The sequence below is a fragment of the Sinomonas sp. genome (assembly GCF_036848755.1).
Taxonomy (GTDB): Bacteria; Actinomycetota; Actinomycetes; order Actinomycetales; family Micrococcaceae; genus Sinomonas.
This window is the reverse complement of the sequence record NZ_DAIUJO010000020.1, coordinates 1-25,020: the sequence shown is the minus strand read 5'-3', so window position 1 is coordinate 25,020 and position 25,020 is coordinate 1. Positions and strand designations below refer to the sequence as shown.

General features: G+C 69.5%; 21 protein-coding genes and 1 pseudogene. 8 read left to right on the top strand and 14 right to left on the bottom strand.

From position 1 onward, the window contains the following. The first annotated feature begins 66 nt into the window (after window positions 1-66). Window positions 67-1,404: a MocR-like pyridoxine biosynthesis transcription factor PdxR gene (gene pdxR, locus V7053_RS04920; protein WP_334171153.1), complete on the top strand. Its 1,338-nt coding sequence runs from the start codon at window positions 67-69 to the stop codon at window positions 1,402-1,404. Here pdxR and V7053_RS04915 read toward each other — a convergent pair. The 6 genes from V7053_RS04915 to V7053_RS04890 form a co-directional block, all read right to left on the bottom strand. Beyond that, the gene (locus tag V7053_RS04915) at window positions 1,391-2,992 is read right to left on the bottom strand and encodes an ABC-F family ATP-binding cassette domain-containing protein (protein ID WP_334171152.1); all 1,602 of its coding nucleotides are present in this window, start codon (window positions 2,990-2,992) and stop codon (window positions 1,391-1,393) included. The genes pdxR and V7053_RS04915 overlap by 14 nt on opposite strands. A gap of 81 nt (window positions 2,993-3,073) precedes the next feature. Beyond that, on the bottom strand, window positions 3,074-4,096 hold the full coding sequence (gene nrfD / locus V7053_RS04910) for an NrfD/PsrC family molybdoenzyme membrane anchor subunit (protein WP_334171151.1): 1,023 nt from the start codon (window positions 4,094-4,096) through the stop codon (window positions 3,074-3,076). Continuing rightward, window positions 4,093-4,911 (bottom strand): 4Fe-4S dicluster domain-containing protein, encoded by an 819-nt coding sequence (locus V7053_RS04905; protein WP_334171150.1) that lies wholly within the window; start codon window positions 4,909-4,911, stop codon window positions 4,093-4,095. The genes nrfD and V7053_RS04905 overlap by 4 nt, the downstream gene beginning before the upstream one ends. After that, a complete protein-coding gene (gene fdh, locus V7053_RS04900; protein WP_334171149.1) occupies window positions 4,908-8,153 on the bottom strand; it encodes a formate dehydrogenase in 3,246 nt (1,081 codons plus the stop codon). The genes V7053_RS04905 and fdh overlap by 4 nt, the downstream gene beginning before the upstream one ends. Window positions 8,154-8,270: 117 nt before the next feature. Further along, a complete protein-coding gene (locus V7053_RS04895; protein ID WP_334171148.1) occupies window positions 8,271-10,016 on the bottom strand; it encodes a RecQ family ATP-dependent DNA helicase in 1,746 nt (581 codons plus the stop codon). A 15-nt stretch (window positions 10,017-10,031) separates the two neighbouring features. Next, a complete protein-coding gene (locus V7053_RS04890) occupies window positions 10,032-10,316 on the bottom strand; it encodes a CBS domain-containing protein (protein WP_334171147.1) in 285 nt (94 codons plus the stop codon). A 276-nt stretch (window positions 10,317-10,592) separates the two neighbouring features. Here V7053_RS04890 and V7053_RS04885 point away from each other — a divergent pair, with 276 nt between their 5' ends. Genes V7053_RS04885 through V7053_RS04875 form a run of 3 tightly spaced genes read left to right on the top strand, consistent with a single transcriptional unit; the run spans window position 10,593 to window position 12,579 of the window. Next, window positions 10,593-11,219: a biotin transporter BioY gene (locus tag V7053_RS04885; protein WP_334171146.1), complete on the top strand. Its 627-nt coding sequence runs from the start codon at window positions 10,593-10,595 to the stop codon at window positions 11,217-11,219. Then, window positions 11,216-11,938, top strand: a complete 723-nt coding sequence (locus V7053_RS04880; protein ID WP_334171145.1) for an energy-coupling factor ABC transporter ATP-binding protein — start codon at window positions 11,216-11,218, stop codon at window positions 11,936-11,938. The genes V7053_RS04885 and V7053_RS04880 overlap by 4 nt, the downstream gene beginning before the upstream one ends. Beyond that, window positions 11,938-12,579, top strand: coding sequence for an energy-coupling factor transporter transmembrane component T family protein (locus V7053_RS04875; protein WP_334171144.1), 642 nt, complete (start codon window positions 11,938-11,940; stop codon window positions 12,577-12,579). Before V7053_RS04880 ends, V7053_RS04875 begins: the two co-directional genes overlap by 1 nt. Here the strand turns inward: V7053_RS04875 and V7053_RS04870 are convergent. The 7 genes from V7053_RS04870 to V7053_RS04840 form a co-directional block, all read right to left on the bottom strand. Beyond that, complete coding sequence (locus V7053_RS04870; protein WP_334171143.1) at window positions 12,576-13,802, bottom strand: thiolase family protein; 1,227 nt, start codon at window positions 13,800-13,802, stop codon at window positions 12,576-12,578. The two genes, V7053_RS04875 and V7053_RS04870, sit on opposite strands and share 4 nt — an antisense overlap. Then, window positions 13,783-15,183, bottom strand: coding sequence for a class I adenylate-forming enzyme family protein (locus V7053_RS04865; protein ID WP_334171142.1), 1,401 nt, complete (start codon window positions 15,181-15,183; stop codon window positions 13,783-13,785). The genes V7053_RS04870 and V7053_RS04865 overlap by 20 nt, the downstream gene beginning before the upstream one ends. 161 nt (window positions 15,184-15,344) lie before the next feature. Continuing rightward, a complete protein-coding gene (locus tag V7053_RS04860) occupies window positions 15,345-15,689 on the bottom strand; it encodes a metal-sulfur cluster assembly factor (RefSeq protein WP_334171141.1) in 345 nt (114 codons plus the stop codon). A 17-nt stretch (window positions 15,690-15,706) separates the two neighbouring features. Beyond that, window positions 15,707-16,480, bottom strand: coding sequence for a Fe-S cluster assembly ATPase SufC (sufC, locus tag V7053_RS04855; protein WP_334171140.1), 774 nt, complete (start codon window positions 16,478-16,480; stop codon window positions 15,707-15,709). Between the two features lie 76 nt (window positions 16,481-16,556). Beyond that, on the bottom strand, window positions 16,557-17,837 hold the full coding sequence (sufD, locus tag V7053_RS04850; RefSeq protein WP_334171139.1) for a Fe-S cluster assembly protein SufD: 1,281 nt from the start codon (window positions 17,835-17,837) through the stop codon (window positions 16,557-16,559). Beyond that, window positions 17,837-19,306: a Fe-S cluster assembly protein SufB gene (gene sufB / locus V7053_RS04845; RefSeq protein ID WP_334171138.1), complete on the bottom strand. Its 1,470-nt coding sequence runs from the start codon at window positions 19,304-19,306 to the stop codon at window positions 17,837-17,839. The genes sufD and sufB overlap by 1 nt, the downstream gene beginning before the upstream one ends. Continuing rightward, complete coding sequence (locus V7053_RS04840; RefSeq protein ID WP_334171137.1) at window positions 19,306-20,130, bottom strand: helix-turn-helix transcriptional regulator; 825 nt, start codon at window positions 20,128-20,130, stop codon at window positions 19,306-19,308. The genes sufB and V7053_RS04840 overlap by 1 nt, the downstream gene beginning before the upstream one ends. A gap of 145 nt (window positions 20,131-20,275) precedes the next feature. Here V7053_RS04840 and V7053_RS04835 point away from each other — a divergent pair, with 145 nt between their 5' ends. The 3 genes from V7053_RS04835 to V7053_RS04825 are packed head-to-tail and all read left to right on the top strand — an operon-like array spanning window position 20,276 to window position 22,996. After that, entirely contained in the window at window positions 20,276-21,283 is a 1,008-nt protein-coding gene (locus tag V7053_RS04835) for an ABC transporter ATP-binding protein (protein WP_443022511.1), read from the top strand. Continuing rightward, complete coding sequence (locus V7053_RS04830; RefSeq protein ID WP_334171135.1) at window positions 21,280-22,023, top strand: ABC transporter permease; 744 nt, start codon at window positions 21,280-21,282, stop codon at window positions 22,021-22,023. Before V7053_RS04835 ends, V7053_RS04830 begins: the two co-directional genes overlap by 4 nt. Window positions 22,024-22,066: 43 nt before the next feature. After that, the gene (locus V7053_RS04825) at window positions 22,067-22,996 is read left to right on the top strand and encodes a COX15/CtaA family protein (protein WP_334171134.1); all 930 of its coding nucleotides are present in this window, start codon (window positions 22,067-22,069) and stop codon (window positions 22,994-22,996) included. Window positions 22,997-23,145: 149 nt separating this feature from the next. On the opposite strand, the gene V7053_RS04820 is transcribed toward V7053_RS04825, so the two are convergent. Continuing rightward, window positions 23,146-24,123, bottom strand: coding sequence for a heme o synthase (locus V7053_RS04820; RefSeq protein WP_443022510.1), 978 nt, complete (start codon window positions 24,121-24,123; stop codon window positions 23,146-23,148). 286 nt (window positions 24,124-24,409) lie between these two features. Between V7053_RS04820 and V7053_RS04815 the strand changes: the two are divergent. Further along, window positions 24,410-25,020, top strand: a pseudogene (locus V7053_RS04815) (transketolase); the annotation flags it as partial.

Genomic DNA, 25,020 nt, shown 5'->3' with positions numbered 1-25,020 from the left:
TCTAGGTGGACTGTACGCACGGTCCACTTTGAGACCAATCCGACAGACCACTTTCCGAGGGACCAGGTGCGCGCGCTTCCCATCAGCCTCGATCGCTCAGGCAAGAGCCCCCTCCCATCCCAGATCGCCGCTCAGGTCCGCGAACTAGTCCTCGCCGGCACACTGGGCTCCGGCGACCGGCTCCCCTCGAGCCGCGCACTGGCCGCCGAGCTCGGGACATCGCGCTCGGTCGCAGACAAGGCCTACGAGCAGCTCGCTGCGGAGGGCTGGACCGAGGCGCGGCACGGGTCGGGCACCTTCATCTCGGACGTCCGCCCGGGGTCAGCGCGCCGGAGGCCTGCCGAGGGCCGCCCACGCCACGAGGCCCTTCTCGTCCGGCTCGACGCGGGAACGCCGTGGGGGTTCCCGAAGCAGGATGCCGGCTGGCGCCGGGCGTGGCGCGAGGTATCCACAGCAGAGCCGCCGCGGGGCTATGACGATCCGAGAGGGCTGCTCGACCTCCGCGAGGCTCTCGCGGAGCGCCTCGCCCGGACCCGCGGCCTGAGCGTGAGCGCCGACGAGATCATCATCACGGCGGGTACGACCGACGGGTTGCGCCAGCTCCTCCCGGAGCTCCCGCCCGGGGCCATCGGAATCGAGGACCCCGGCTACCGTGCGGCCGTCGAGACGGTCCGGTGCGCAGGTCGGGATGTCCACGACCTGCCCGCAACGCTCCCGATCGACAGATTGAGCGGCGTCGTGGCCGCCTACGTGACCCCAGCACACCAGCATCCGCTCGGCCGCGTGCTGCCTGCCCCTGACCGGCTGACGCTGCTCGAGACGGCACGGAGGGACGGCGCGATCGTGGTCGAAGACGACTACGACTCCGAGTTCCGCTACGACGTCGCGCCCGTGCCGGCCCTCGCAGCACTCGATCGGGATCGCGTCGCCTACCTCGGGACTGCCGCGAAGTCCGTCGTACCGACCCTGCGCGTCGGCTGGCTCGTCCCCCCACCCCACCTGCTCGACGCCGTCGTCCGACGACGGGAAGCCACGCACAGCGGCGCGGCCTGGCCCTCCCAGCGGGCGCTCCTCACGCTCCTGCGCGACGGCTGGATCGACCGCACGGTCAGGACGGCGAGGCGCGTCTACGCCGAGAGGGCCGCCAGAGTCATCGCCGCCCTCTCGCCCTACGCAGAACTCGCAGCGCCGATCGCCGGGATGTATTCCGCTTGGCTCCTGCCCGAGCCGAAGGCGGTGCGGGCCCGCGACGCAGCGCGCGCGGCGGGCTTCGAGCTCAATCTGCTGAGCCAATACGCGAGGACCCATCAGGTCTCAGGGCTCGTTGTCGGATTCGGCGGGGCGACCGACGCGGAGCTGGACCGGGCCCTCGGAGTCCTCGCCGCCGCGCTCAGGCGAGCGTGATGAGGTCCAGGTAGTCGGCACTCCAGAGGTCCTCGACGCCATCTGGGAGGAGCACAACGCGCTCCGGATTGAGTGCCTCGACAGCCCCCTCGTCGTGGCTCACCATGACGACCGCGCCCTTGTATGTCCTGAGGGCACCGAGGATCTCCCGGCGACTCGCAGGGTCGAGGTTGTTCGTCGGTTCGTCGAGGAGCAGGACGTTGGCGCTCGAGGCGACGATCGTGGCGAGCGCGAGCCTCGTCTTCTCCCCGCCGGACAGGACGCCGGCCGGCTTGTCGACGTCGTCCCCCGTGAACAGGAACGAGCCGAGGATGCCGCGCACGTCTGCGTCCCCCAGATGGTCCGGGGCGGCGCGGCGCATGTTCTCGAGCACCGTGCGGTCAGGGTCGAGGGTCTCGTGCTCCTGCGCGTAGTAGCCGACCTTGAGGCCATGGCCGGGGTGGATCTCGCCCGTGTCCGGCGAGTCGACCCCGGCGAGCATGCGCAGGAGGGTGGTCTTGCCGGCGCCGTTGAGGCCCAGGATGACGACGCGCGAGCCGCGGTCCACGGCGAGGTCTACGTCCGTGAAGATCTCGAGCGACCCGTAGGACTTCGAGAGCCCCTCGGCCTGCAGGGGCGTCTTCCCGCACGGAGCCGGCTCGGGGAAGCGGAGAGCTGCGACGCGGTCGGCGACGCGCTCGTCGGCCACGCCCGCGAGCAGGCGCTCGGCCCGTTTGGCCATGTTCTGCGCGGCGACGGCCTTGGTGGCCTTGGCGCGCATCTTGTTAGCCTGGTCGAGGAGGACCTGAGCCTTCTTCTCGGCGTTGGCCCGCTCGCGCCGCCGTGCACGCTCGTCCGTCTCGCGCTGGGTGAGGTAGCGCTTCCAGCCCATGTTGTAGATGTCGATCACAGCGCGGTTCGCATCGAGGTGGAAGACCTTGTTCACGGTGGCCTCGAGCAGGTCGACGTCGTGCGAGATGACGATGAGGCCACCCTGATGGGCCTTCAGGAAGTCGCGGAGCCACGCGATGGAGTCTCCGTCGAGGTGGTTGGTCGGCTCGTCGAGGAGCAGCGTATCGGCCGCCGAGTACAGGATCCGCGCGAGCTCGACGCGGCGCCGCTGACCGCCGGAGAGTGTCCGGAGCGGCTGGTTGAGGATGCGGTCGGGGAGGGCGAGGTTGGCCGAGATGGCGGCCGCCTCGGCCTCAGCCGCATACCCGCCGCCCGCGAGGAACTCCGCCTCGAGCCGGTCGTACCGGGACATCGCCTTCCGCTGGACCTCGGCGTCTCCGCTCGCCATGGCGTTCTGCGCCTCGCGGAGCTTGCGGACGACGACGTCGAGCCCCCGCGCGGACAGGATGCGGTCCCGCGCGAGCTGCTCCATGTCGGGGGTCCGCGGGTCCTGGGGCAGGTAGCCGATCTCGCCATTGCGGGTCACCGTGCCGGCGGCGGGGACACCCTCCCCCGCGAGGACGCGCGTGAGCGTCGTCTTCCCCGCGCCGTTCCGCCCGACGAGGCCGATCTTGTCTCCCTTGTCGATCCGGAAGGTCACCCCGTCCATGAGCAGGCGCGCGCCAGCGCGGAGTTCGAGGTCTTGGACAGTGATCACGTGGGAGAGGCCTTTCGCAGGGTCGGCCCGAGGTGGGCCACATCCCATGCTAGTGATCCCGGGCGGCTGAGACACATTCGCTCAGGCCGGCTGCGCCTCCCCCGCGGCAGTCTTCGACGCCGCACCGGCCCCGTCCGCCGTCGTCCCCGCCGCCTCGCCGACTGCCCGGGGCTCGGTGCCGGTCCGCGCGCTGGCCTGCCGCTCAGCGTCGAGCCGCTCGCGCTGGGGCACGACGACGTACTTCGGGTCACGCGTCGAGGCACGCCCTGCCTCGAACACGCCGAACCGGAGCAGAGCGGACCCGGCCGCGACGGCCGCCCCGCCGAGCACGCTCACGACGCGGGACGACCTTCCTCCGAGCGCGAGTCCAACCGCTCCGCCGACCGTGCAGGCCTTCGAGAGCCGCAGGAGCTTCCCCGCCCGTCCCTGATGGAAGGTCTCGGCCGAGAGATGGCCGCTCCGCTCCATGGCGACGCTCAAGGCGGTCTCGAGCGCGGCGCCCACGACGGCCATGCGACGCGCGGGCGCGCTCTCGGCGAGCGGAGCCAGCGCCGCCGCGACGCCGCCTGCCGAGGCGGCAGCCGAGCTGGCGAACACGAACGGAAGCCGCCCGTGAGCGTCGTGCCACGTGGGGACAGCGGTATCAGCGATCAGGACTGCCGTGTACGTCGCGACCGCAGACCCGGTGATACCGGCGCCTATTCCTGCGGCCTTCCCCGCTCGCGGGAAGATGCCGAGCAGATTTGCCGCCGCGCTTGCCCCAGCGAACGGCCCGTAGGCGGAGAGGATCCACGACCCGACGCTCATGGGTGAGGTCGGCTTCGCGACGCGCAGCATGTTCACGAACCGCTCAGGGCGCCCGAGATCATGGACGAGCGCGACGACAGACGCCGAGATGGCGGTCAAGGCCGTCAGTTTGGCCGTCCGCTCGAGTCCAGGGCGACCGCTGTGCTGGGCTCCGGCCGCGAGGATCGACGAAGCCCCCGCGAGACCGCCGGCGAAGATGTAGCCGGCGATGTCGAGCGCCTCCCACGTCGGCTCCTTCAGGATCGGCCTGCCGTAGTAGGAGGTGAACTCCTCACGGCGTTCCCGTCGCGGGCTCACTTCTTGGCTCCCCAGAAGGCGAGGGCAGCGCCGGCGAGGAGGCCTGCCGCGGCGCCGGCCGCGCGCTTCCACATGGCGGGCAGGTCGCGCGTCGTCACGATGGGGTCCGGGGGAAGCCCATACGTCTCCGGCTCGTCGAGCAGGAGGAAGAAGGCCCCATCGCCGCCCACTCCGTTGTCCGGGTCACGCCCGTAGAGCTGTGCGCCCTCCTCGCCGCGCTCGTGCAGCTCTGCGAGGCGGGCGTCCGCACGCTCACGCAGCTCGTCGAGCTCGCCGTACTGGATCGACTTCGTGGGGCACGCCTTCGCGCACGCGGGCTCCTCCCCGGCCTCCAGGCGGTCGTAGCACATCGTGCATTTGAAGGCGCGCCCGTCGTCCTTGCGCTGGTCGATCACGCCGTAGGGGCAGGCCGACACGCAGTAGCCGCAGCCGTTGCAGACGTCCTGCTGGACGACGACGGTCCCGTGCTCGGTGCGGAAGAGGGCACCCGTGGGGCAGACGTCGAGGCACGCAGCGTGGGTGCAGTGCTTGCACACGTCCGAGGACATGAGCCACTTGACGCCATCATGCGCCGACGGGTCCTCCGCGGGAACCTGCTTCTCGATGAACGCCACGTGGCGCCACGTGTTCGCGCCGAGCGCGGACGTGTTGTCGAAAGACTCGCCGGTGAGCTCGAGAGCAGTGTCTGCGGGGACCGAGTTCCACTCCTTGCAGGCCACCTCGCAGGCCTTGCAGCCGATGCACAGGCTCGTGTCGGTGAAGAATCCCTTGCGCGGGACGCCCAGGCTGGGCATGCCGAGTTGGGTGACGCTCATGCCTTGATTCCCTCCATGCCGGTGTGCTCGTCGATGCCGGCGCGCCGGCGGTACTCGTCCACGAAGGACACGAGATCTGCGCCCCTCGGCCGTCGGCCGGGGCGAATGTCCACCGTGAGGGCCTTGACCTCCTGGATGTGGACGTTCGGGTCCATGGAGATGGACGAGAGCTCGTTCATGGCGTCGCCCCGGCTGAGGCCGTTGGGGCCCCAGTGGTACGGCATGCCGATCTGATGCACGGTCCTGCCCTGGACGCTCAGCGGCTTCATCCTGTCCGTGACCAGGACTCTGGCTTCTATCGCTCCGCGCGCCGAGACGAGGGTGGCCCATCCCCGGTGCGTGAGGCCGCGTTCGGCGGCAAGCTGCGGGGAGACCTCGCAGAAGGATTCGGGCTGCAGTTCGGCCAGGTACGGGAGCCATCGGGTCATCGCTCCGGCCGTGAAGTGCTCGGTGAGGCGATACGTCGTGAGGACGTACGGGTAGACCTCAGCGCCGCGCTGGCGACCGCTCGGGTGATACCGATTGCCCTCACGCGGAAGGAGCTTGCGCAGCGGGTTCCGGTCCTCTCCGTACAGCGCGTTCTCGAACGGCGACTCCTGCGGTTCATAGTGGGTGGGCATGGGCCCGTCCACGAGCCCGGCGGGCGCGTAGAGCCATCCCTTGCCGTCGGCCTGCATGATGAAGGGATCCGTTCCCGCTAGGGCGGCGGGCCCTCGCGCGTCGTCGTCGGGCCGGTACGACGGCGGCTTCGTCGGCTCGAAGTCCGGGACGTCGTCGCCCGTCCACTTGCCCTCCGCTTCGTCCCACCAGACGAGTTTTTTGCGCTCGCTCCAAGGCTGGCCCTGGGGATCCGCCGACGCACGGTTGTAGAGCGCCCGCCGGTTCGCGGGCCACGCCCAGCCCCATTCGCGGCTCGAGACGGTCTGCTCGGTGTGGGGCTTGCGGCGGGCAGCCTGATTCACGCCCTCCGCCCGGCATCCGCAGTAGATCCAGCACCCGCAGGATGTGGAACCGTCGTCCTTGAGCTCGGTGTAGGCAGAAAGCGGGGAGCCGTCGGCATGCTTGCCGTTGATCTCGGCGAAGACCGCCTCGGCATCGGGCTCGTCCTGGCTCCCTATCGTGGGGTAGTCCCATGTGAGGTCCAGGACCGGCCGGTCGGCGGCATCCTGGGACTCCGCGAGCATCTTCCGGATACGGTTGCCGAGGTGCCAGATGAACCAGAGGTCGCTCCGACGGTCGGCTTCCGGTTCCACGGCCTGATCACGCCACTGGAGCAGCCGGTTCGTGTTGGTGAAGCTGCCTGCCTTCTCGGTGTGGGCCGCGGCGGGGAAGAAGAACACCTCCGTGGCAATGTCCTCGGTGCGGAGCTCTCCCGTAGCGATCTCGGGCCCGTCCTTCCACCACGTCGCGCTCTCGATGAGGGAGAAGTCGCGGACCACCAGCCAGTCGAGCTTGGCCATGCCGGCCCGCTGCAAGTGCGCGTTGGCCGAGCCGACGGCGGGGTTCTCGCCCATCAGGAAGTAACCCTTGCAGGTCCCCTCGAGCTGGGCGTTCACGGTGTCGTAGGTGCTGTGGCTGCCCGTGATCCGCGGGAGGTAGTCGAAGCAGAAGTCGTTCTCGGCGGTCGCAGCGTCGCCCCACCAGGCCTTGAGCAGGCTCACCGTATAGGCACGCATATTGGCCCAGAAGCCGCCCTTTGCGGAATCGGCCTCGATGTACCCGTCCAGGTCGAGGTGAAGCTCGGCGTGTGGGCTGGGCAGGTAGCCGGGCAGCAGGTCGTAGAGGGTCGGGATGTCGCTCGAACCCTGAATGCTGGCGTGGCCGCGCAGGGCCATGATGCCGCCCCCGGGGCGCCCGATGTTGCCCAGAAGCAGCTGGAGCACCGAGGCGGTGCGAATGTACTGGGTCCCGGTTGTGTGCTGCGTCCACCCGACCGCGTACGCGAACGCTGTCGTCCGGTCCCGCCCCGAGTTTGAGGTGAGTGCCTCGGCAACCTCGGCGAACAGCTCCTGCGGAACCCCGCAGATCTGCTCGACCATCTCTGGCGTGTAGCGCGAATAGTGGCGCCGCAGGACCTGGAACACGCAGCGCGGGTCCTGCAGCGTCTCGTCACGCTCCCACTGTCCGTGGACGCCCGCGCCGCCCGAGCCGTGGGACTGCGCGTGAGAGGAACCCCCGAGAGCGCTCCCCGACTCCTGCAGATCCGAGTCCCGCTCCCCCGACGCGGCGGCCGCGTAGCCGCCCTTGTACTGCCAGGTCTCCGTGTCGTACGACTGCTTCTCCCGGTCGAAGCCGGAGAAGACCCCGTCGAGATCCTCGGTGTCCTCGAAGTCCTCGCGCAGGATCGTCGCGGCGTTGGTGTAGTTGACGACGTATTCGCGGAAGTACGCGTCGTGCGTGATGACCCAGTTGATGAGCCCCCCGAGGAACGCGATGTCGGTTCCGGCCCGAATTGGCACGAACGTGTCCGCGAGGGCGCTGGTCCTCGAGAACCGGGGGTCGACGTGGATGATCTTGGCTCCGCGTTCCTTCGCTTCCATGACCCACTGGAAGCCGACGGGATGCGCCTCGGCGAAGTTCGAGCCTTGGATGAGGATGCAGTCTGCGCGCTGGAGGTCCTGGAGGTAGGTCGTCGAGCCGCCACGGCCGAAGCTCGTGCCGAGGCCGGAGACGGTCGAGCTGTGGCAGACGCGCGCCTGGTTCTCGACTTGGACGATCCCGAGGGAGGTGAAGAGCTTCTTGATGAGATAGTTCTCTTCGTTGTCGAGCGTCGCCCCGCCGAGGCTCGCGATGCCGAGCGTGCGGCGCGTGCGCACTCCGTCGATGTCCCATTCCCAGGTATCCCGGCGCGTGTCGACGACCCGGCGGGCGACCATGTCCATGGCGGTCTCGAGATCGAGGCGCTCCCAGTCCCTACCGTGCGGGCGGCGGTACAGGACGTACTTCTCGCGGGAGTCGCCCGTGGTGAGCTGGAGCGAAGCCGAGCCCTTGGGGCAGAGCCTTCCTCGGCTGATGGGCGAATCGGGGTTGCCCTCGATCTGGACGACCTTCTCGTCCTTCACATAGACCTTCTGCGCGCACCCCACCGCACAGAAGGGGCAGACCGAGTGAACTACCCGGTCTGCCGTTTCAATGCGCGCTCTGTGTTCTTCCGTGGCGCGCGATTTCGCCGCGTGGTGTCGGCCTGTCGGATCGTGCTCGAGAAACTGCCGCAGAACCGGCCACTGCAGCGGACTTGCCATGGGACACTCCTCCCAGCTTCGGACCGCCGTCGCGTGACTGACATCACGCGGCGCACGGGAGTCATACTAACCCTGACGTCTTGGTGCCCCGCCAGCACCGGAATCAATCAGACCGGTTCAGTCAGACGTTCGATCAGCCCGACTCTCCCGGACCAGGAGGTCCTCGTTCTCGTCGATGACAGCGAGCGCGAGTTCCTTGTAGCCGACCGACTCGAACAAGACGGTGATGCGGTCCGGTTCGACGGACATGACGAGGCCCGGTCCCCACTCCCGGTGGCGAACGGGCGTCTGGAGCGACCAGTCGTCCGGCGTCGCTGCCTCACGCTCCTCGGCTTCCTCCGCGCTCCCCTCGTGGAGGCAGTTGTCGCAGTTGCCGCACCACGCGTCCGCTTCCTCGCCGAAGTAGTTGAGGAGCCAGTGCCGGCGGCATGCGTCCGTTTCGGCGTAGCCCCTGGCCATCTCGACGCGCGACTGGTCGATGCGCTGACGCGACTCGTCCTCGGCCTGGGCGAGTTCCACGGCCCGTTCGGCGGACATCCCAGGCGCGGACCGATAGCCTTGACTGCTTCCGAGGACGCCACCGCTGTGTTCGAGCAGGCTGAGCGCCCGGGAGAGTGCGCGGGGACCGAGGCCGGCCTCGCGCCTCAAGGCGGCCGCCCGCACGGGACCTCCGCCGCGCACGGCGCGGAAGACTGCGTCCACGTCCTCGGCGTTGAAGGAACGCCCCGCGAAGAAGCGCTGGAGCCCTAGGTCCTCGGACCGGTAGTGGAGGACTGCGAGCGCCGGCTCGCCATCGCGGCCGGCCCGGCCGATCTCCTGGTAATAGCTGTCGAGGGAGTCAGGAATGTCAGCGTGGACTACGAAGCGGACGTCCGGCTTGTCGATGCCCATCCCGAACGCTGTCGTGGCCACGACGACGTCGATCTCGTTGCGGAGGAGCCGTTCATGCACCGCGGTGCGGTCTGCCGCCCGCCGTCCTGCATGGTAGGCCTCGGCGCGAAGCCCACGCTGGGACAGCTCTTCGGCGTACTCCTCGGCTCCCCGTCGCGTTGCGGCGTAGAGGAGACCGGGGCCCCGGAGCCCGGCGACTTGGTCCAGGACCGCCTGCCGCTTGTCGAGGTCGCCGGCGTGCCGGACGACCCGAAGTTCGATGTTGGGCCGATCGAAGCTCTGCACGAGCTCGAGCGGTTCCCTGAGTCTGAGGCGCTCCACGATCTCGGCGCGCGTGTGCGGGGAGGCGGTCGCGGTGAGCGCGATGACGGGCGGGGCGCCGAGGCGTTGGGCGACGTCGCCGAGGAAGAGGTAGTCGGGGCGGAAATCGTGGCCCCAGGAGGAAATGCAGTGCGCCTCGTCCACGACGAAGAGCGCGACGTCGAGCCGCGCGAGGTGCTCGATGGTCTCTTCCCGGGCCAGCTGCTCTGGGGCCAGGAACACGAAACAGGCGACCCCGCCGTCGAGGGCTGCCCACGCCTCCCGGAGCGCGCGCGCCCCCACGGAGGAGTTGAGGGCGACGGCGCGCGGGGCGCCGAGGGTTTCGTTGATCGTGTCGGCCTGCTCGCGCTGGAGGGCGATGAGGGGGCTCACCACGACGGTGACGCCAGGAAGCGCCGTTCCTGGGATCTGGTAGATCAGGGACTTTCCGTGGCCCGTGGGCATGACGGCGAGGACGTCGCGCCCCTCGGCCGCCGCCACCAACGCCTCCAGCTGCCCTTCTCGCCAAGCGTCGATCCCGAACTGCTCCGCGGCGATGCGCCCGAGCCGCTCCGCCCAGGGGGTAGTGGAGCCGTCGGTCGAAGGCGGAGCCTCCGGGGCCGACGGCTCGCTTGCGCGGTTGTCCGCCAGATGTGGCCGAGTTGCCGTCATTCAGGGAGGCCGGTCTCAGAACGAGATGAGCTTGACGAGCTCGCCGACCTGGTCCTCAGGGAGGCTCCGTGCCGTGTCGGCCTGGGCGACCATGCCGACCAGGTCATGCCCGTCGATCACGGGCAGGCACTTGACCACGATGTCGCGGTCAGCGATGACCCCTTTGAGCCGGTTGTCCTCGCCGCAGATGGGCAGCATCCCGACGGCCGGGTCCCGCATCTTCTGGGCCGTGACCTCGAGGGTCTCGTTCTCGCCGACGCATTCAGCGACTGGGGTCATGATTTCGCGTGCGGTAGCCATCCGATTCCTCCTGTGGGTTGTCGGTCCGCGCCAGCCGCGCCCGGTTCTGTCGCGGTGGCGGAAGCGAAGTCCCAGCCCCGTCGAGGCGGGACCACCTTCGGGTTACCCGTACGGTTCGGCAGAAAACGCACCACCGCGGCGGCCAGCACTCTTGTAGACCACCGCCAAGGGCGGGGCGGGCAGCATCGTCGACTCCTCACAAAATGGCGTACGACGGCGGTGCGTAGCCTTCTGAAGCAGAGCTCCGGCGAGGTGCCGGGTGACCAAGGAGGATCCATGAGCCAGAAGACCGAGCGGGCAGCGGCGGGAACGTCGGGTCACCGCCGGACATGGGACGCCCAGTCCCTCGCACTCGTCGCCGTGTTTGCGGCCCTCATCGCCGCGTCCGCCCTCGCCCCGGGCATCCCGGTGGGGAGCTTCGGCGTCCCCATCACCCTCCAGACCCTCGCGGTTGCGCTCACGGCGCTCGTCCTCGGGGCGTCGAGGGCTGCGGCCGCCGTCGGGCTCTACCTCGTTCTGGGCTTCGCCGGGCTGCCGATCTTCTCCGGAGGCCGTGCCGGCCTGCAGATCCTCGCGGGCGGTTCTGCGGGCTACATCATTGCCTTCTTCGTCGGGGCCTTCGTGCTCGGGGCGCTCGCGCAGCTCGTCGTCCGCCGCGCCGCTCCCCGGCGCCGCACGCTGTGGTTCTTCCTCGCCGCGACGGCTGTCTCCATCGTCATCATCCACGCGCTCGGTGTCCTGGGCATGATGGTCAATCTCAAGCTCTCGTGGCAGGCGGCCTTCGTCGCGGACCTCGTGTACTACCCCGGCGACATCCTGAAGAACGTGGTCGCCGCCCTCGCCGCGACGGCCGTCCACCGGGCCTTCCCCGACGTGCTGGTCCGGCGCGTCCGCCGCGCGTGAGCCGGATCGAGCTGGCCGAAGTCCGCGTGAGCGTGCCCGTGGACGGGGACTGCGGCCCGCGGGAGAAGGTGGTCCTCGACGGGGTCGACGCGGTGCTCACCGAGCGTCGCGTCGCCGTCGTCGGGGCCAACGGGTCGGGGAAGTCGACGCTGCTGCGCCTCCTCAACGGGCTCGTCGAGCCGAGCTCAGGGACGGTCCGCATCGACGGGCTCGATGCGCAGCAGGAGACGAGGGCGGTCCGCCAGCGCGTCGGGTTCGTGTTCACGGACCCGCTCTCCCAGCTCGTCATGCCGACCGGCCGCGAGGACGTCGAGCTGTCCCTGCGCCGCCGTCACCGGGAGCGGAGCGTGCGCGCTGCCGCCGCGCAGGATGTCCTGGACCGATTCGGGCTCGCGCGGCTCGCGGATCAGAGCGTGTACGAGCTCTCGGGCGGCGAGCGGCAGCTCATGGCGCTCGCCGTGGTGCTCGCGGTCGAGCCCGCCGTCCTGGTCCTCGACGAGCCGTCGACCCTGCTCGACCTCCGCAACCGCGAACTCCTGCGCCGGACCCTCGCCGCGCTGCCCCAGCAGGTCGTCCTCTCGACCCATGACCTCGAGCTCGCCCTCGACGCTGATCGCGTCCTCGTCGTCGAGGCCGGCCGCGTGGCGTTCGACGGCGAACCCGCGGAAGCGGTCCGCTTCTACCGGGAGCTGTGCGGTGCGGGAATGGAGCCACGCTGATGGGCAGGCGAAGGCGCGGCGGGATTCTCGCCGGTTACGTCACGGGGGATTCCTGGCTTCATCGCGTTCCTCTCGCGGCGAAGTTCCTCGCGGTGCTCGCGGCCGGCGCGGCGAGCTTCTTACTCCTCGACTGGCGCGCCTCCGCGGCAGCCCTTTCCGCCGTCCTGGTCGCGTGGCTCACGGCCGGCCTCGGCCTGCGGCGCCTCGCCGACTCGTCACGCGTGGTCCTGCCCCTCGTCGCGATCCTCTTCGCGTTCCAGTGGTGGCAGCAGGGGCCGGCCACGGCGGCACGCATCGTCTTGAACCTCCTGCTCTGCTTCGTGGCTGCAGGCCTCCTGACCGCGACCGTCCCCTTGCAGGACCTGCTCGACGCCGTCGCTCGGCTCGCTTCGCCGTTCCGGCGCCTCGGGGCCGATCCCGAGCGCTTCGCCCTCGCGATCGCGATCATGGTCCGCAGCATCCCTGTCCTCGCGAGCGCGTTCGAGGAAGTCGGGGACGCAGCGCGGGCCCGCGGGCTGGAGCGCAGCGTCCGAGCGCGGACGCTGCCCGTCGTGCTCTCGGCCGTTGCCTACGCGCGGCGCACGGGCGACGCTTTGGCCGCCAGGGGCCTCGGCGAGGCCGACGACGTCCCCTTGGGCTAGACGGCGCGCCGCGTGCTCGGCGTGACGCGGCACGTTTCGAAGAGGGCCGCGGTGCCGAGGCCGCCCGCCGAGCTGATCATCGCGAGGCACAGCGACCCCTCGGGGAGCGATTGGGCCCGGGCGAGGAGCCGGACGACGGAGACCGCTCCCGACGCCGCGTAGGCGTGGCCGAGGGCGATCGAGCCCCCGTCGGTGTTCAGCACCCGGTCTATCGCGGCGTCGTCGAGGCCGAGCCGATCCATGCACGCGAGCACTTGGCCCGCGAACGCCTCGTTGAATTCGATGGCCGCGAGATCGGTCGTTGCTAGGCCGTGGCGCCCGAGCAGACTCTCTACCGCCGCGGCGCCGCCGAGTCCGAGCCTTCGGGGATCGACCCCTGCCGTCTCCGCGTCGAGGAAGGCGAGCGCCGTCTCCCGCGGGCTGTCGAGGGCTGCGCTGCTTCCGGGTCCGACGACGACGACGGCCGCGGCACCGTCCGCGTCGCCGCAGGAGTTCCCCGCCGTCACCGCTCCCCCGGGCACGAACGCCGCCGGGAAGCGTGCAAGGAGCGGCGCGTCAAGCCGGGCGCGGGGACCGTTGTCGGCGTTCACCGACGTTGCGCCAGCGGTCACGGGCACGAGCTCGGCGTCGTACCTGCCTGCCGCCGCGGCGGCGAGGGCCCGCCGATGGCTGCGAAGGGCGAAGCGGTCCTGGCGGTCCCGGGAGATCCCGGCTTCTCGCGCCACGGTCTCGGCCGCCACTCCCATGTCCGGGTCGCCGTCCCCTGCGTCTCCGGGCGGGGCGTGCCGCGCCCGGGAGTAGAACTCGATGGCGCCGTCGGCCGCCCGCCGTCCCCGCAACGGCGCCGTGCTGATCGACTCGGCACCCCCTGCCAGAAGCAGCCGACTCGCACCCGTCTGCGCGAGCCGGCACGCGAGCACAATTGCGTCGAGACCCGAGCCGCACTGGCGATCGACCGTGAAGCCTGGAACGGACGCGGGCAGGCCGGCCTCGAGCGCGGCGAGGCGGGCGAGGTTTCCGCCGCCGCCTGCGGCATTGCCGACGACGACCTCGGCGACTGCCTCGGCCGAGACCCGCGTCCGCTCGACGAGCTCGCGGAGCACCGGCGCGAGCAGGTGCTGGACCTCGACTCCCGCGAGCGAGGTGCCGGCGCGAGCGAGCGGGGTCCGCAGGCCCGCAACGATGAGAGGTGCCGTCCGCGCGTCAGGCAAGCTGCCGCGCACGGCTGTCGCCTTCAAGGATCCACCGCTGGAACTCCGCTCGGCTGAGCTTCCCCCGCTCCGTCAGGGGCAGCTCGTCCAGCTCGAGGTACTGCAGCGGTCGCTTGGCGGGCGCGAGCCGGCCTTCGAGGCCCGCGCGGAGCTGGAGCTGGCACAGTCCCGCGTGGGCGGGCACGACCCCGGCCACGACGCGTTGCCCGCGAACGTCGTCGGGCACGCCGGCGACGACGACCTCGGCGACGCCGGGAAGCATCGCGAGGGCCGCCTCCACCTCGTGCGGGTACACGTTGTGGCCCCCGGTGTTGATCATGTCCTGCGTCCGGCCGAGGACGTGCAGCTCGCCGTCGCGCAGGAAGCCCTGGTCGCGGACAGTGCACCACTCGCCCAGACGCGTGAAGGCGCGACCGTCGTCGCCCCACACGTAGCCGTCGCTCACCATCGCGCTCCGCACCGCGATGTTGCCGGTCTCGCCGGGCGGGAGGGCCCTTCCCTCGTCGTCGAGGATCGCGAGTTCGACGCCCGGGAACGAGCGTCCGACGGCGGTGCCCACCTCGGCAGGCCCGTCACCAGGCCGGTGGGAGGTCGCCGCCACGAAACTCAGCTCGGAGGCGCCGTAGTACTCCCACACGACCGCGTGCGGGGCCCATCGTCGGGTCGCCTCAAGGGTCCTACGGTCGAGCTTCTGGCCCGAGCAGACCATCGCGGTGACGCCGCTTGCGTCGATATCGCCCGCGAGGCCGCGCTCCGCGATCACCCGCAGCATCGTCGGGACCAGCACGAGCCGTGTGATGCCTCGGCCCAGGATCTCCGCGTGGGCGTCGGCGACATCGAAGTGCCCCAGGGTGTGGAAGGTGGCGCCTGCGTAGAGGCACTCGGAGAGCGTGTAGAGGTTGAGGCTGGCCGAGAGGGGCCCCGGAGCCAGCACACGGTCCTCGGGTCCGAGCTCGAACAGCCGGGTCGACGCCTCGAAGGATCGTCGCCACGATGCCCTCGTGCGCGAGAAGGCCTTCGGCACCGACGTCGTCCCCGAGGTCAAGCCGACGAGGAAGCTCGAATCGTCGTCGCCGTCCGCGAGGGCCGCGGGGCCCACCGCCCTGCCGCGCCAGCGCACGCCGAGGAGACGGCCGACATGCTCGGCGAGGGGCTCTGGCCACGCCGGGTCGAGCACCGCGCACTCCCGTTCTCCGGCCACCCCCGCGGCCCAATCCACGGCGAAGCGCACGCCGTTCGGTTCCCGGAGCACACGCACGTCCTGACCGGACCCCGCGAGGCGCCGCGCTTCCTCCGCGAGCTCCCCCCACGAGAGGTGCTCGCGCCCGCACACCACGGCGGGTTCGTCAGGCTTCTCGGCCGCCCATGCGGCGAGACGGTCGAGGAAGGGCATCTCACGATTTTATGCACCGACCTCGCGATGAGGCGGGCCAAGGCCCTTCGATGACGGCGCTTGACGCTTGCCGGCGCGGACGACGACGGCCGGCGGCACCTCCATGAGGGGAACCGCCGGCCGTTGGCCTGCCGTGAAGCGAGGCGCCGTCTTGCGCCGCGTCAGATGTTGAAGCCGAGCGCCCTCATCTGATCGCGCCCGTCCTCGGTGATGCGCTCGGGGCCCCACGGGGGCATCCACACCCAGTTGAGGCGCCACTCGTCTACGACGCCGTCGAGGACCTGGCCCACCTGCTCCTCGAGCATGTCGGTGAGCGGGCAGGCTGCGGTGGTCAGGGTCATGCTGATGAGCAGCGTCCCGTCCTCACCGTATTCGAGCCCGTAGACCAGTCCCAGATCCACGACGTTGACGCCCAGCTCGGGGTCGATCACGTCCTTGAGCCGCTCCTCGACATCCTCGAGGGCGGTCTGTGCTGGCTGGATCCCAGCAGCTTGGGGATCAGACATGGCTCTCCTTTGTTGGACTAGGCCTGCACCGCGGAGCCGGCGCCGGCGAGGTAGCGGTCGTAGCCCTCTTCCTCGAGGCGGTCTGCAAGCTCGGGGCCGCCCTGCTCGGCGATCCTGCCGTCCACGAACACGTGGACGAACTCCGGCTTGATGTAGCGCAGGATGCGCGTGTAGTGGGTGATGAGCAGCGTGCCCATGTTGCCAGCCTCATGTGCGCGGTTGACGCCCTCGGAGACGACCTTGAGCGCGTCCACGTCGAGGCCCGAGTCGGTCTCGTCGAGGATGGCGAACTTCGGCTTGAAGAGTTCGAGCTGGAGGATCTCCACGCGCTTCTTCTCGCCGCCCGAGAAGCCCTCGTTGACGTTGCGCTGGGCGAAGTCGGCATCGATGCGCAGCTGGGACATCGCGTCCTTGACTTCCTTCGTCCACGTGCGGATCGCCGGCGCCTTGCCATCGATCGCCGTCTTCGCGGTGCGCAGGAAGTTCGTCATCGTGACGCCCGGAACCTCGACGGGATACTGCATCGCGAGGAACAGTCCGGCCCGCGCGCGCTCGTCCACGCTCATCGCGAGGACGTCCTCGCCGTCGAGCGTGATGGTCCCGGAGGTGACGGTGTAGCGCGGGTGGCCTGCGATGGTCGAGGCGAGCGTGGACTTGCCCGAGCCGTTGGGGCCCATGATCGCGTGCGTCTCGCCGGTCTTCACGGTGAGCGTCACGCCCTTGAGGATCTCCTTGACGCCCTGCTCGGTCTCGATCGAGACGTGCAGGTCCTTGATCTCCAGAGTCGACATGTAGTTTCTCCTTGCGCCCGGGCTCACCGGGCTGTGCTGAGGGGCGCCCGGCTCCCGCCGGGTCGAATCCTGTGGGTCAGTGGTCTCCGGCTTCGAGCTCGCGCTCGACCGCCTCGGTGAGGTGCTCTTCGATCGAGGGAACGCCGATCTTCTGGATGATCTCGTTCAGGAAGCCGCGCACCACGAGCCGGCGGGCGACGTCCTCCGGGATTCCCCGCGCCATGAGGTAGAACAGGTGCTCGTCGTCAAAGCGTCCGGTCGCGCTCGCGTGCCCGGCGCCCTTGATGAGGCCTGTCTCGATCTCGAGGTTCGGCACCGAGTCGGCACGGCCCCCGTCGGTGAGGACGAGGTTCTGGTTCTTCTCGTAGCTGTCGGTGCCCTCCGCCTGCTTCTGGATCAGCACATCGCCTACCCACACCGTGTGCGCATCCTTGCCCTGGAGCGCGCCCTTGTAGAGGACATTGGAGACGCAGTTGGGCTGAGCGTGGTCCACGAACGTCCGGTGCTCGAGGTGCTGGCCCGCGTCCGCGAAGTAGAGGCCGTAGAGCTCGGCCTCGCCCCCCGGCTGCGCGAAGCGCACCGTCGGGGTGACGCGCACGAGCGAGCCGCCGAGCGAGACGGAGACGTGCTTGACCTTCGCGTCGCGGCCCACCTTGACCTGCTGTGAGGAGGCGTGGACGGAATCGTCCTGCCACTCCTGGAGTGAGACGAGCGTCAGCTCGGCGCGGTCGCCGACGACGATCTCGACGTTCTCCGAGACGACCGCCTGGCCCGTGTGGTTGAGGACGACGACGGCGCGCGTGCCCTCCTCGGCGATGATCACGACGTGCTGGGCGGCGGCGGCCAGGCCGGAGCCGGTCAAGGTGACGAGGACGCGGTCCTCGAGCTGGGCGCCAGCAGGAACCGTGACGACGGTGGCCTCGCTGAAGTGCTCCCAGGCGTTCGCGGACACCCTGTCCTCGGGGATCCCTGCGGAGCCGACCCGGGCGTCGTCCCGGCCGACGGTCTCGACGCGCACACGCTCCGGCGCCTCGACGGCGACAGTCGGGGCTGCGCCGTCGAGCGCGTTCTTGTGCAGGCCGCCGAGTCGCCGCAGCGGGGTGAACCGCCATTCCTCCTCGGTGCCCTTGATCTCGGGGAAGTCGGCCAGGCGGTACGACGTGAGACGGCCCGCGCGCGAGCTGTCCGGGATACCGTAGCCGCCCCCATGCGAGTGGCTCTTGGCCGCGGCCCCGCCGAGCGGGCCCGTGGCCACAGGAGTGGGCGAGAGGCTCTCGCCCTCCTCGGTGAATCCTGCGATCGAAGGCGCGCCGACGCGCGCTTGATCCTTGGCGACCTCTTCAGTCATCTCAGTCATTAACCGACGGACCCTTCCATCTGCAGTTCAATGAGGCGGTTCAGCTCGAGGGCGTACTCCATCGGCAGTTCGCGCGCGATCGGCTCGATGAAGCCGCGCACGATCATGGCCATGGCCTCGTCCTCGGGCAGCCCGCGGGACATGAGGTAGAACAGCTGCTCCTCGCTCACGCGCGAGACCGTGGCCTCATGGCCGAGCACGACGTCGTCCTCGCGGATGTCGATGTACGGGTACGTGTCGGAGCGGGAGATCGTGTCGACGAGGAGCGCGTCGCAGCGAACCGTGTTCGCGGAGTGCTTCGCGCCTTCGCGCACCTGGACGAGGCCGCGGTATGCAGCACGGCCGCCGCCGCGCGCGACGGACTTCGAAACGATCGAGGACTTCGTGTTCGGCGCGATGTGGACCATCTTGGAACCCGTGTCCTGGTGCTGGCCCTCTCCCGCGAATGCGATCGAGAGCGTCTCGCCCTTGGCGTGCTCGCCCACGAGGTAGACGGCCGGGTACTTCATCGTCACCTTGGAGCCGATGTTGCCGTCGATCCATTCCATCGTGGCGCCCTCGTGCGCGATCGCCCGCTTGGTCACGAGGTTGTACACGTTGTTGGACCAGTTCTGGATCGTCGTGTAGCGGACGCGGGCGCCCTTCTTCACGATGATCTCGACCACCGCCGAGTGCAGCGAGTCGGACGTGTAGATCGGCGCGGTGCAGCCCTCGATGTAGTGGACGTAGGAATCCTCGTCCGCGATGATGAGCGTCCGCTCGAACTGGCCCATGTTCTCGGTGTTGATCCGGAAGTAGGCCTGAAGCGGGATTTCGACGTGGACGCCCTTGGGGACGTAGACGAACGAGCCACCGGACCACACCGCCGTGTTGAGCGAGGCGAACTTGTTGTCGCCGGCCGGGATGACCGTGCCGAAGTACTCCTTGAAGAACTCCGGGTGCTCCTTGAGCGCTGTGTCCGTGTCGAGGAAGATCACGCCCTGCTTCTCGAGGTCCTCGCGGATCTGGTGGTACACGACCTCGGACTCGTACTGGGCGGCGACGCCGGCAACGAGACGGCTGCGCTCGGCCTCGGGGATGCCGAGCTTCTCATAGGTGTTGCGGATGTCGTCGGGCAGATCCTCCCACGAGGCGGCCTGCTTCTCCGTCGAGCGCACGAAGTACTTGATGTTGTCGAAGTCGATGCCGGAGAGGTCCGCTCCCCAGAGCGGCATCGGCTTGCGGTCGAAGTACTTGAGACCCTTGAGCCGCAGGTCGAGCATCCACTCGGGCTCGCCCTTCTTCGATGAGATGTCGCGGACCACGTCCTCGTTGAGTCCGCGGCGTGCGTTGGCACCGGCAACGTCCGTGTCGGCCCACCCGTACTCGTAGGTGCCGATCCCGTGGAGTTCGGGGTTCTTCTCCAGAATCTCCGAGATCACTGTGGGCTCGACGTCCACGTTGTGCTTCTCGGCCAATTGATCCGTCATCACGGCCTCTCGTTCGTATGGAGTTCTTCTGCGTCCGAATGAAGTTGCTCTGCGTCGGAGCGTTCGCGCCCGATACCAGAGACGGCGGCGAGGGAGGCCCCAGCCCCACGCCCCGTGGGGATGTGCGTCGTGCACACATGGCCACCCGAGGCCAGCGTCGAGAGACGGCGGACGTCGACTCCGAGCAGGCGGGAGAACACCGCCGTCTCCGTGTCGCAGAAGACGGGGAATTCCGCCGCAAGCTGCTGCACCGGGCAATGGCCCTGGCAGAGCTGGACGCTCGCAAGGTGTTCCGGGATCCGCTTGCCCGCGCGGCTCGTGACCTCCGCTGAGGACGCCACGAAACCATCGTTCGTGAGCGCTTCGGCCAGGGCGCGCGACCGAGCCGCGATGTCGTCTCCGGCCGCGTCGACGAGCGGCTGGTACCGCTGTTCCATCGCCGCGAAGCGCTCCTCGGCAAAATCCTCGACGGCGCCGGGACCGGCGACGTCGGAGAGCCGGTGAAGAGCCGTGCGAGCGATGTCGAGGTAGTCGTCGCCGATGGACGACTGCCCGCGTGAGGTCAGCACGTAACGGCGGGCGGGCCGTCCGGCACCCGTTCCGGAGGTGGCAACCCGCTTGACCTCGACGACGCCTGACTTGGTGAGGGCGTCGAGGTGACGGCGGACCGCCGCGGGCGTCACGTTGAGCAGCTCGCCGAGTTCGGCTGCACTCACCGGCCCATGCTCGAGCACCGCGCTGAGGACACGGTCACGCGTGCGGTCCTCAGCGTCGCGGGGCACGCCCCGGGCGCGCGAATGAGCCGGCGCCTGTGTCATCGTCATGGAATACACAACACAATCTTCACCTAATCTCTTCCTCACCTCCAGTAAGGGCGGGCTTAGTTCGGCGATAAGTGCGTCACATCCGCTGCCCTGCACGGCCCTATCCGCGCCCGTCGGGCACCGTTACTACATTGCGTAGAATGGACTGGTGCTCAGAACCGGTTCCCCCTGCCTCGAGATCGAGGGGCTGATCCACGACGTCGGGCCCATCGCCGCAGAGGGCGGGCGAATGAAGCGCGTGCTCGCAGGCGTGGACCTCACCGCCCACGCAGGCCGGGTCACGGTCCTCCTCGGCGTCAACGGAGCCGGCAAGACGACGACCCTCGAGTGCGCACAAGGCCTCCGCCGCCGAACCGGCGGCACGATCCGTCTTCTCGGCCACGATCCGCAGACAGCAGATGCCGACCTGCGGGCGCGCGTCGGCGTCATGCTCCAGGACGGCGGCCTGCCGCCTTCCGCTCGGCCGATCGCGCTGCTCAAGCACGTGGCGGGCATGTACCGCGACCCCCTTCCCGTGGACGAGCTGGCTGAGCGGCTAGGGCTCAACGACTTCTCCGGCACGAACATCCGGCGGCTCTCGGGCGGACAGAAGCAGCGCGTGGCCCTCGCGGCGGCGCTCGTCGGCCGGCCGGAGGTTGTCTTCCTCGACGAGCCGAGCGCGGGGCTCGATCCCCAGTCCCGGCAGGTGGTGTTCGACCTCATCCACGAGCTGCGCTCCCAAGGCCTCGGGATCATCCTCACGACCCATCTCCTCGATGACGCCGAACGCCTCGCGGACTGGGTCGCCATCCTTGACCGGGGGCGCATCGTGGCGGAGGGCACTGTCGCCCAGCTCTTGGGAAGCGCGAGCCAGACGGCACGTCGGATGACGCTCCACGCTCCGGCAGGGCTCGATCTCGCCCAGGCCTTCACCGCAGCCGTTCCGGCCATCGACGTGCGAGAGTCCCCCGCAGGCCACTACACCGCCGAGGGCGAGCTGACGACCGCGCACCTCGCCGCCCTCGCCCACTGGCTCGACGCGCGGGGCATCATGCCGAGTTCCCTCGAACTCGGCAGCCGGAGCCTCGAAGACGTGTTCCTCGGCATCGCCGAGGCGTCCGCCGCGGAAGACTCCCTGCCGACCGGCCGAGAGAAGGAGACCGAAACAGCATGAGCACCGCCACCTCCCTGTCGGGACGCGTCTGGCAGCAGGGACGCTACGAGACCCTGACGATGCTGCGCAACGGCGAACAGCTCGTGCTCATGGTCGTCCTGCCCCTCATGGCCCTCATCGGCCTCACTCTCACACCGTTCCTCGACGGACTCGGCCCGAACCGCGTCGACGTGGCCGCCCCCGGGGTCCTCGCACTCTGCACGATGTCGACCGGCTTCACAGGTCAGGGCATCGCGACGGGATTCGACCGCCGATACGGCGTGCTTCGCTTCCTCTCGACCACGCCGCTCGGCCGGGCCGGGCTCATCGCGGGGAAGACCCTCGCCGTGCTGGTCGTCCTCGCCATCCAGATCGTCGTGATCGGCGGGGTTGCATGGCTCCTCGGCTGGCGGCCGTCGTTCCCGGGAGCCGTCCTCGGACTCGTGCTGCTTGCCGTCGGCGCAGCGGTGTTCACCGCGCTCGGGCTCCTCGTGGCCGGAACCGCCCGCCCCGAGGCAACCCTCGCCGTGACGAATCTCGTCTGGATCCTGTTCGGGGTCTTCGGGGGAATCGTGATGCCGAGCACCAAGCTCCCGTCCCAGATTTCCGGCATCGTCGGCTTCCTGCCTTCTGGGGCCATCGGCGATGCCTCCCGGGCCGCGTTCCTGCATGGCACCCTCGACCTGCAGGCGGCCGTCGTGCTCGTGGTGTGGGGCGCCGCCGCTGGCCTCTCTGCCATTCGCTGGTTCAAGTGGAACTGACCGCCCACCCTCGTCCCGCCCCCGATCCGGAGGGAAACTGACCATGTCCCAGACCGCCGTCCGCCGCTTCGCCGGCTGGCTGCCCACCGCCGTCGACGTCCGCGTCCGCGCGCTGGCCGTCGCCTCACTCATCGGGCAGATAGTGCTCATCGTGACAGGCGGCGCGGTACGCCTCACGTCGTCCGGCCTCGGCTGCCCGACCTGGCCCCGGTGCACAGCGAACTCGCTCACCACGACCCCCGAGATGGGCTACCACGGCATCATCGAGTTCGGGAACCGGCTCCTCACCTTCGCCCTCAGCGCCGTCGCCCTCGCGATGCTGGTGGCCGTGTGGAAGCTCCGCAAGGAGCGCAAGGACCTCTTCTGGCTCGCCGTTGCGCTCCTCGCGAGCATCCCCGCGCAGGCGGTCATCGGCGGGATCTCCGTCCTGACGCAGCTGAACCCCTGGGTCGTCGCCCTTCACTTCCTCGTGTCGATGGCGCTCGTCGTCTTCGCGATGCTCCTCGTGAACAGGGCCTACGGACGCGCCGGCCGATTCATGACGCGCTCGCTGCCCGCTCTCCCGAGCTCGATGCGCCCGGTCACCGCGGCGACGGCGGGCGCGGTGGCCCTCGCCGTCGTCCTCGGCGTCGTCGTCACCGGCGCGGGCCCCCACGCGGGTGACGCCAACGCTCCGCGCAACGGCCTGGACTGGGACCTCGTCGCGCATCTGCACGCCGTCCCGGCCTACCTCGTCACGTTCGGCGCGCTGTTCGCGCTCGTCGTCGTGCTGACCCGCCGCGTGGGAGGGCCCTTCCGGACGGCCGTCCTCGGGCTCCTGGGCCTCACCGTCCTGCAGGCGGCCATCGGCATCACCCAGTACTACACGGGCATCCCGGCTCTGCTGGTCGGACTCCACATGTTCGTCGGCGCCCTGCTCATGGCCGAGGCGACCAACGCCGCAGACCTTGCCCGCTGGAGCCCGCGGGTCTGACAGTCCCCGCGGGCCTGACAGTCACAGTCCCCGCATGCAGGAGGGCCGCGGCGTTGTTCGCCGCGGCCCTCCTGCATGATCCGTTGGTTTCCCTGAGCGCCGTCATGGGCTCCACGACGTGAGGCGGCAAAGCCCTCGACGAACCAGGGTCAGTGAACGAGCGGCAGCCCGACGAAGGGGTCGACCGCGAGGGCCAGGAAGAGGATCGTGAGGTAGCTGATCGATCCGTGGAAGACCTTCATCGCCTTCTTGTCCTCGATCTCCTCGCGCTGGGCCCGCGAATAGAGCGCATGCGACTCCCGCAGGAACCACCCCCCTGCCACGAGAGCCGAAAGGGTGTAGACCCAGCCCGCGTGGCCGAGCGGGATCAGGAGCAGCGAGCAGATCACCATCGCCCACGCGTACAGGACGACCTGGACCGACACGATCTTCGCCCCCGCGACGGCGCCGAGCATCGGCACCTGGGCGTTGCGGTAGTCCTCGCCGTAGCGCATGGAGAGCGGCCAGTAGTGGGGCGGCGTCCAGAGGAAGATCACCATGAAGAGGACGACGGCGGGCCAGCTCACCGTGCCGGTCACGGCCGCCCACGCGATGAGCACGGGGAAGCAGCCGGCAGCCCCTCCCCATACGATGTTCTGCGCCGTGCGCCGCTTGAGGATGAGCGTGTAGATGACCACGTAGAAGAAGATGGCGCCTGCGCCGAGCACCGAGGAGAGCGGGTTCGCTCCGAACCACAGAATCGCGAGCGAGGCGATGCCGAGGATCCACGCGAACGCGAGCGCCTCACGAGGCGTCACCTCACCCGTGACAAGGGGCCGGTTCACAGTGCGGCGCATGAGGCGGTCGATGTCGCGGTCGATGTAGCAGTTGAACGCCCCGGCGCTGCCGGCAGCGAACGCCCCGCCGATGAGGGTCGCGGCGATGAGTCCGATCGACGGGAATCCGCGGTGAGCGTAAATCATCGTCGGGAGCGTGCTGACGAGGAGCAGTTCGATGACGCGAGGCTTCGTGAGGGCCACATAGGCCTTGAGCTTGCGGGCTACCCTCGACCCCTGAGGGCGGGCGGGTGCATGGGCATCGGTACTCACGGGTGCGCGACTCTTTTCTTCTGCTCTCGGAGCCTCCATCATACCCGCGCGCGTATCACCGGCATTTCCGCGGGCTCACCCTTCCCAGGGCTCCGCGTGATTCACAATCCGCGCAATTTGAGGCAAACCGCTGACCTCTGAGGAGGCGCGTGCGTAGTATGTGAGCTGGTTGTCCCGATCCCGCAACGTGCGGGTCACATGCCGGGATGCACAAGTGACGTTTCGATGGTGAACGGCCGGCAGGCTGCCGAGGGCCCACCATGACGGGTTCCTGAGGCAGCGGTCCGCCGTCAGCGATGGAGAGGGGCTCGTTTACGTGCCTGCTGTGGATGTTGAAGAACTGACGTGGACTGACGTTGACCGCAAAGCGGTGGACACGATCCGTGTGCTGGCGGCCGATGCGGTGCAGAAGGTCGGCAACGGACACCCGGGCACGGCGATGAGCCTGGCTCCCGCGGCGTACCTGCTGTTCCAGAAGCTCATGCGCCACGACCCCGCCGACCCGCAGTGGATCGGCCGTGACCGGTTCATCCTCTCCCCCGGCCACTCCTCCCTGACCCTGTACATCCAGTTGTTCCTCGCCGGCTACGGCCTCGAGCTCAAGGACCTCGAGGCGCTGCGCACGTGGGGCTCGCTCACCCCGGGCCACCCGGAGTACGGGCACACCAAGGGCGTGGAGATCACGACCGGGCCGCTCGGCCAGGGCCTGGCCTCCTCGGTCGGCTTCGCGTACTCGCAGCGCCGCGAGCGGGGCCTGTACGACCCGCAGGCGCCCGAGGGCGAGTCCCCGTTCGACCACACCGTCTGGGTCATCGCCTCCGACGGCGACCTGCAGGAGGGGGTGACCTCCGAGGCGTCCTCCCTCGCCGGCCACCAGGAGCTGGGCAACCTCGTGGTGATCTACGACGAGAACCACATCTCGATCGAGGACGACAC

What these genes read in the sequence shown, in the direction of transcription:
- V7053_RS04895 (WP_334171148.1), bottom strand. Translation starts at nt 10,016, where the DNA reads ATGACGGCAACTCGGCCACATCTGGCGGACAACCGCGCAAGCGAGCCG.
- V7053_RS04875 (WP_334171144.1), top strand. Translation starts at nt 11,938, where the DNA reads ATGGGCAGGCGAAGGCGCGGCGGGATTCTCGCCGGTTACGTCACGGGG.
- V7053_RS04840 (WP_334171137.1), bottom strand. Translation starts at nt 20,130, where the DNA reads ATGACGATGACACAGGCGCCGGCTCATTCGCGCGCCCGGGGCGTGCCC.
- V7053_RS04905 (WP_334171150.1), bottom strand. Translation starts at nt 4,911, where the DNA reads ATGAGCGTCACCCAACTCGGCATGCCCAGCCTGGGCGTCCCGCGCAAG.
- sufC (WP_334171140.1), bottom strand. Translation starts at nt 16,480, where the DNA reads ATGTCGACTCTGGAGATCAAGGACCTGCACGTCTCGATCGAGACCGAG.
- V7053_RS04830 (WP_334171135.1), top strand. Translation starts at nt 21,280, where the DNA reads ATGAGCACCGCCACCTCCCTGTCGGGACGCGTCTGGCAGCAGGGACGC.
- V7053_RS04865 (WP_334171142.1), bottom strand. Translation starts at nt 15,183, where the DNA reads ATGCCCTTCCTCGACCGTCTCGCCGCATGGGCGGCCGAGAAGCCTGAC.
- sufD (WP_334171139.1), bottom strand. Translation starts at nt 17,837, where the DNA reads ATGACTGAGATGACTGAAGAGGTCGCCAAGGATCAAGCGCGCGTCGGC.
- sufB (WP_334171138.1), bottom strand. Translation starts at nt 19,306, where the DNA reads ATGACGGATCAATTGGCCGAGAAGCACAACGTGGACGTCGAGCCCACA.
- fdh (WP_334171149.1), bottom strand. Translation starts at nt 8,153, where the DNA reads ATGGCAAGTCCGCTGCAGTGGCCGGTTCTGCGGCAGTTTCTCGAGCAC.
- V7053_RS04890 (WP_334171147.1), bottom strand. Translation starts at nt 10,316, where the DNA reads ATGGCTACCGCACGCGAAATCATGACCCCAGTCGCTGAATGCGTCGGC.
- V7053_RS04885 (WP_334171146.1), top strand. Translation starts at nt 10,593, where the DNA reads ATGAGCCAGAAGACCGAGCGGGCAGCGGCGGGAACGTCGGGTCACCGC.
- V7053_RS04825 (WP_334171134.1), top strand. Translation starts at nt 22,067, where the DNA reads ATGTCCCAGACCGCCGTCCGCCGCTTCGCCGGCTGGCTGCCCACCGCC.
- V7053_RS04820 (WP_443022510.1), bottom strand. Translation starts at nt 24,123, where the DNA reads ATGGAGGCTCCGAGAGCAGAAGAAAAGAGTCGCGCACCCGTGAGTACC.
- V7053_RS04860 (WP_334171141.1), bottom strand. Translation starts at nt 15,689, where the DNA reads ATGTCTGATCCCCAAGCTGCTGGGATCCAGCCAGCACAGACCGCCCTC.